General features: G+C 56.4%; 5 protein-coding genes. All 5 read right to left on the bottom strand.

Translation table 11 applies throughout. The features are described from left to right. Positions 1-83: 83 nt before the first annotated feature. Positions 84-584, bottom strand: coding sequence for a BRO family protein (locus tag SZ55_RS14205; protein ID WP_044407080.1), 501 nt, complete (start codon positions 582-584; stop codon positions 84-86). Positions 585-929: 345 nt separating this feature from the next. Then, the gene (locus SZ55_RS28035) at positions 930-2249 is read right to left on the bottom strand and encodes a hypothetical protein (protein WP_152644486.1); all 1320 of its coding nucleotides are present in this window, start codon (positions 2247-2249) and stop codon (positions 930-932) included. After that, the gene (locus SZ55_RS27430; RefSeq protein ID WP_082078235.1) at positions 2242-3300 is read right to left on the bottom strand and encodes a nucleoid-associated protein; all 1059 of its coding nucleotides are present in this window, start codon (positions 3298-3300) and stop codon (positions 2242-2244) included. The genes SZ55_RS28035 and SZ55_RS27430 overlap by 8 nt, the downstream gene beginning before the upstream one ends. Positions 3301-3364: 64 nt before the next feature. Then, positions 3365-4531: a catalase family protein gene (locus tag SZ55_RS14200; protein ID WP_044407076.1), complete on the bottom strand. Its 1167-nt coding sequence runs from the start codon at positions 4529-4531 to the stop codon at positions 3365-3367. 81 nt (positions 4532-4612) lie between these two features. Next, positions 4613-6487, bottom strand: a complete 1875-nt coding sequence (locus SZ55_RS14195) for a di-heme-cytochrome C peroxidase (RefSeq protein ID WP_044407073.1) — start codon at positions 6485-6487, stop codon at positions 4613-4615. Between the last annotated feature and the right edge of the window lie 18 nt (positions 6488-6505).

The raw sequence follows: 6505 nt of genomic DNA, 5'->3' as shown, positions 1-6505 counted from the left end.
CCCGCGTCACCCCGCAAAACCGCCCGCACCCATCCCACCACCCCAAACGAAAACGGGCCCCGAAGGGCCCGTCTGTCAGCGATTTACCAGGGCGCTTGCCGCCAACTGGCGTCGGTGCGCAATGCCGGCTCGTCGAGGCTGGCGAGGAAGACCGGCAGGTCCTGCCGGTTGATCCAGACATCCCCCTGCCAGCTCAGCACGTTGATCGGCTGGTTGGCCCAGCACATGTAGGCCCGGCGGGGCGCCGCCTCTGCATCCCGGTGGCGGTCGTGCAGCGTCGGCACCACCTGCTCGCTCAGCCACTGGCTGATGGCCCGGTGCTCCGGGTGGTGGAAGCGGTACAGCGCCTGGTAGGCCCCGGCATCGCTGATCACCTCCACCTCCTCGCGGGCGCCGGACTGGTGCAGCAGGAACAGCGCCCGCCGGTGGTGCGGGTCCACCCGCTGGGGCAGGCGATAGGGGCGCAGCGCACCGATCAGCCGCGCGAAATCCTCGGCGACGAACCAGGGGCGGTTGTCGACCATCACGGCACGGAGTTGGTAGGCGTAGCGCAGAAAAACAACAGGGGTATATGCGTCTTGCATGGTGAAGCTCCTAGCCGAGGTGTTGGGAGTCGTCACCCACGCTGTCAAACGAAGGGTGACGGACCACGCGGGGTTGACAGACCGGCGCTAGGACCCGGCAGACCGCAAGGGTCTCCCCGCGCGATCCGTCATAAAACGGTACAGCTGTAAAAGCTGTATGCGTGCAAGTGCCTGCAAAAAACGTTCGCCGTTTCTCGCATGCACCATGCGGCGCAATCGCGCCTAGCTCGTCGGACTGTCAAACCCGGCCGCGGGATTTACCGCGACCGGCGAAGGATAGGGAGGTGGGGCGGGGAGGGCAAGGGTTAAAAATTCGCAGCGAGGGGGAATTTTTAAAATATGTTTTTATTCAAAGATTACTATGGAGATGATGGTGATAATAATGGTTGCGTATATTGTATTTGTTATGGTTTTGATTTTTCTATAATTATTGACTGCCTCTTTAAAGGGTCTTTTTGCGATTTTATTCAATTCTCCCTCTGGTATTAAAGAGCTGAGGCCTTTGCTCCAGTTTCGTCGAAATCTAATCTGTGATTTTATAAATAATTTATTTTGGTAGCCTGTTAGGCTGATACTGATTAGTAGCCATGTTGCAGTTGCTATTAGTATTAGTGCTGAGCCTTGGGTGCTTATTAGGTTTTTGGCTATAAGTGTCTGCCTAAGAGATGTTATAAGAAATGTAATGCTTGCGTCTCTAAGTAGGCTGCTGGTGAGGGTGTTTGTTTTTTCTACAATCTTGTTTGTTTCGTCAGATACAGTTTTCCGTATGTCGGTTACAGCTTTTAGGAGTTCGCCGGTTTTGATGAGCAGATGGTTTTTGTAATCTTCCTTCGCTGCTGAGTATGAGTGGGGTAGTGTTCTCGATATGAATTTGATCCACGACTCTGAGCTTTTTGGGGAGTTGTGCGATAGGCGCTGACAAAGTAGGGTGTGGCGAATTTCAGCGTCACGAGAGGTTTCAAATATCCAAGCCAATGCAGAGTGAATGTTTTCTTGTTCATTGTTGCTTAGTGATTTGCTGTGGATCGAATTGAATTCAATGTTTCTATTGCCTTTGAGTTTGTAGGTTAGTCCCGTGTCTGAGCTTGATATTTCTGAAAATAAAAGAAGGGCGGCTTTGGGGGTAGAGAATTCGAGCCACTCCAGTGGCGGCTTCTCCTCGTTTTTGAAGTGTGTTATCCAAAATAAATGATTTGCAGATATTTGGCTGCGAGCAAGGTCGTTTACTATTTTTCTGGCGTCAATAGAATCTGCATGACTGGCTTTTTCAATTGTTGGTGCCTTGAGATTCCATTTTCTAAAAATACAGGTAAGAGATGAGAACTCAAAGAAATCCTCGTAAATGTGTATTGACTCAGAATTAGCTATTTCGCTTGAGCTTAGATTGGCTATAAATCCGCTGTATGTGAAGAAAAAATTTTGCCGAGGTAGTCTGTCTTTTATAAAAGAAATAGTTTCTAGTTGGAAATCGGAAAGCCCTTCGGTCGTTGGTAGTTTAATTCTGTCGCCGAAAATGTCGCTGATTTCAATTTTGAAGTTGTAAGTGGTGTTATTTGCGATTTTGTTTAGCTTGGGTAGCAGGTCCTTATCTGCACTATTGCTTCTAAAGAAGGCCGCATCTAACGACTCTGTCTCAAGCAGAAGTCCTGATAAGAGATTATTCATCCGTGTCGTCATCAAGTACGTAGTGGTCTGTGATGATCCTAATTATTTTCTTTCCGCCGTCCTCTGAGAAGAAGATATTCTTGTCTATGTCGTCGCTTTTATAGATTACTTTTACTCCTTCGTTAGTTTGTCTAATACGCTTGGGGCTTTGTTTTATGGCGTTGTTGGATATTGCAAATTTTTCATTGGAAATCTTCTTTTTCTTGAGGTTTGCCATGAAGGATTTTCGAATTTTTTCCTCTATGTGCGCATCTCCAAAAGCAGCGGTAAGAACTTGGTCTGGGTTTTCGGGGTCAAATTCGACTATGTCTTTTACTGCTTGCTTTATTTTTCCTTTTATCTTCTTTTTTACTTCTGGTGGGAGAAGTTCGTGATTGCTTCTGGCTGTCTCTTCCAAGGCCGCAATGAGTCTTTCTGTTAGTAGAGTGGTAGTGAAAAGCCTATCTGCCTCCAAGTAGTCTCTAAATTTTTCTGTGATGTCCCCTTTGCTGCCGCTTCGGTCCGTGCAGATAATGCTCTTTTGCGGGCAGTTTATGTCTATCAAGACTGATTTTTGGATTGCTTTCTTGTCTTGTACGAAGTTGTTTAGGAATTGGTTTAGGATTGGTTTGGTTCTTCCATTTTTCAAGGCTTGAGTTGTGTAAGAAATTACACTCATGTCGTCGTATTTGATTATGGCGCCATATTTGTTTCTTCCATTTCTTATCTGGAGCAACATTAATGCCCCTGGGATAAGTCTTTTGTCTGATTTGAATAGTTCTTGGAATTTTTGTGCAAGGCGCTCGGATGTATCAACAAAAGCATGTGCGCTCTGAAGCGCGCTCTTTATCTGGTTGTGTATCCATGAGTTTTCTCTAAAGGTATAAGTCGTGCCTTTTAGTGTTTCTTTGAGTCTCTCTATGAAGAATTTTGAGTAATCTTCTGGTGTTTCTACTTCCATTAATATTGTAGGGGTTTCTAGGTTTGGGCTAACAATATGGAAAATTATTCTTTCAAGTTGCGCATCATCAGCGATGCTGTACTCTACGGCTTCTGTGATATTGATTTTCATTTTGCGCTCATGTAGTGCTGGTAAGAGCTTGCTACTCCCCAACAAGTTGATCAGCCTTTTTGCATCAATCCTGCATCTTTATCTCTGTTTTTCCCTCCCCAACCCCATTCCGCTCATGCCGATACGCACTCACCGCCTCATACACCGCTTTGCGCAGGCGGTTGATGCCGCCGATGGGGCGGTGCTCGGGGAGGGCGTGCCAGGGGTTGAAGGAGAGGTTGTCGCAGAATTCGTTCTGCTCGCGGCTATCGAAGTCCTGGGCGGGGACCTTGATGGTGGCGACGGTCTGGAAGGGGGAGATCTTCTCGCTCCATTCCACGCTGGTGTCCTCGATGGGCATGTAGTGCTGCGGGTTCTGCACTTGCACCTGGAGGGCGAAGCAGGCCGGTACGCGGTCGAGGGAGAGGCGCTGGTACAGGGCATTGCGCAGGAAGTTGGGCAGGGCGGTGTTCTGCTTGGGCAGGGTGTACTCGGGGCAGGCCTGCGGGTCGGGGATGACGCGGTACTTGATGTTGGCCTGGCCCAGCTTGTACGGGGAAACGGAGCTGTAGACGGTATCGGTGGGGCTGTCCGGGGCCGGGGCGAGGGTCTGCAGGGCGATCAGCATGTGGCGGATCTCCCAGGTGCGCGGGTCGAGGCTGGGGAAGAAGGCGCCGACCTTCTGGCCGTTGGCCTGGGCTTCGAAGTTGCTGCGGTACTCGGCCACGTCGCGGATGAAGAACACCGGGTGGTTGAACATGACGAAGTCCTGCTCATTGGCGTGGGCCAGGCTGGGCATGAGCTTCTGGCCGGGCACGTCGAGCAGCTTGATGGCCATGCCGCGTGCGTCGCGGGTGCTGTCGAACTGCGGGTAGGCGTTGCCGTTGGAGAGGCGCATCCAGGCCTGCCAGGTCTTGCCCGGTTCGGCGAGCACGCCGGCGCGCAGGTCGGCGGCCAGGTCGGGCGCCACGGTGACCTCGGCCTTCACGCAGCCGTGGGCCTTGGCGTGGGCGTCCCGCAGGACGCGGGTGTTGTCGCGGTGCTGCTCCACCACGCGCATGGCGTCTTCGATGATGGCGCGGGCATCGGCCGCTTCGGTGGGCGGGATCTGCTCCTCGGTGGAGACGGGACCGGAGAACTTCCAGCTGTAGTAGAGGCTGCCGATGCCCCAGCCGATGAGGCCGACGGCGGCGGTGATGAAGAGGAGCCTGCCGAGCAGGCGTCCGAGCCAGAGCCATAAACGTTTGAGCATGAGCGCTTGGTCCTTGTTGTTGGCTTGCCCGCAGGCGGGTGGTTCTGGGTGGGCGCAGGCCCGCCGGTGGCGGGCCCTGGCTCAGCCCTGGCAGTTCGGCCCGGGCGTCCAGGGGCGCACGGGCTCGGGAGTGAGCTGCGATTCGAGGCGTTCGTTGCCCAGCACCTTGAGGTATTCGATCAGCGCCAGGCGCTCGTCCGGCGAGAGGGCACGGCCGATCACGCCGTTGCCCCGGCAGCCGTCGCGGAATTCGTGGCCGCTGTTGTGGTTGCCGGTGATGCGGGTGTCGAAGAGGAAACCGCCGGGGAAGGCTTCGGTGCGGAAGCCGGCGAACTGCGGGTCGTACTCGAAGTTGCCGACGTAGAAGGTGGTGGCGCGCTCGTACACCGGGGAGAGCAGCTGGAAGATCGTCGGCACCGAGCCGTTGTGCAGGAAGGGCGGGGTGGCCCAGATGCCATCCAGCGGGCGGGCCTTGTAGGCGCGCAGTTCACGCACGCCGATGGGCAGGCCGTAGCCGTCCATCTGCTTGCGCTCCTCGCCGCTGATGCCGGCCTGTTCGTAGGCGCGGTTCTCGACGTAGGCGGTGAGGTAGGCCAGGCCCTTGGCGCTGGAGATCTTGGCGAAGTCGATGTCCTTGAGGTCGGCGCCGAACAGGCGGACGTCGAGCTGGGCGAGCTGCTCCTTGGTCCAGCCGAGCTTGGTCACGTCGAAGCGGTGGTCGGCGATGTTGTCGGCGGTGGTGGGGTCGGTGCCGATCTCCTGGGTGCTGATCATGCGCATCTTCCACTCCGGGTCACGGGCGGGGGCCAGGCGCTTGTCTTCCGGCTGCGGGTTGGGGGCGTGGCAGTAGGCGCAGTTCTCGGCGAACAGGGCGCGGCCCTTGCTGGCGCGGGGCAGGTCGATCTTGCCGAGCACTTCTTCCGGCCAGGTCGGAGGTTTGAGGTGCTTGAGGGTCTCTTCCAGGGTGTACAGGTCGCGCACGCGGGTGCTGGAGCTGTAGCGCTGGTCGAGGGGCACGGGCTGGCCGTTCTCCTCGTGCAGGGTGAGGCTGGCGCCCACGCCGAGGGACTCGCCGATGTTGCGCGCCATGGGCTGCATGGCGGAGCCGTTCCACTGCACCCAGTCGAACTTCCAGATGTCCCACACCTGCGGGTAGCTCACCGGGGCGTTGGCGATGCGGTAGTTGGACGGGTCGATGGCGTCGCCGAACACGCTGTTGGCGATGCGGCCGAAGGCGTCGGTGCGGCCGAAGCCTTCCTGGGTGGGGTAGAGGCCGCGGTGGGTGTCGTTCCAGGCGGTGCCCAGCAGGCGGTCGAGCACGTCCTTGAAGTCGCGGCGCAGTTCGTCCTTGCCCTTGGGGTACTCCTCGCCGAGCACGGTCTTGGCGAAGCGGTTGAACTTGAGCGGGTTGTAGTAGGTGAAGGCCATGCTCATGCCCAGCGCCTGGCCGAAGCCGCCGCCCTTGAGGGTGGGCACGGTGGAGGCGAGGGAGTGCAGGGCGGCGCCGCCGTCGATGCGGATGGCCTGGCCCTTGTAGTGCAGCTCGCCGGTGTGGCAGGCGGAGCAGGTGATGTCCAGGTACTGCTGGCCGGTGTCGTTGTCTTCATGCCGGGCGAAGCCCACGGGCAGGTTGCCGGGGTTCAGTTCGGTGGGCTGCTGCTGCGGGTCGACGAGGAAGCCGAAGCGGGCGAGGTACTCGGGGCGGGCGAACTTCTCGCTGGAGAAGGGCAGCTCCAGTGCGGTGAACCAGTCGTAGCGTAGGCCCTTAACCGTGGTGCCCTGGGGTGTGTAGTAGTAGGTCTGGCGGGATTGCGCGTCCCATTGGTCGAGGTAGTTGACCTTCTCCGGCGCCTGGTAGGCGGGGAGGTTGGGGTTGGCGATGTAATAGAGGACGACGGCGAGCCCCGCGAGCAGGAGCAGAACCACCAGGATCAGTGCACGGCGGAGAATGCGCATTCGAAACATCCTTGTACG

The sequence above is a fragment of the Pseudomonas sp. FeS53a genome (assembly GCF_000931385.1).
Classification (GTDB): Bacteria; Pseudomonadota; Gammaproteobacteria; order Pseudomonadales; family Pseudomonadaceae; genus Metapseudomonas; species Metapseudomonas otitidis.
The sequence above is the reverse complement of the archived record's forward strand: the minus strand, read 5'-3'. Positions and strand labels throughout refer to the sequence as shown.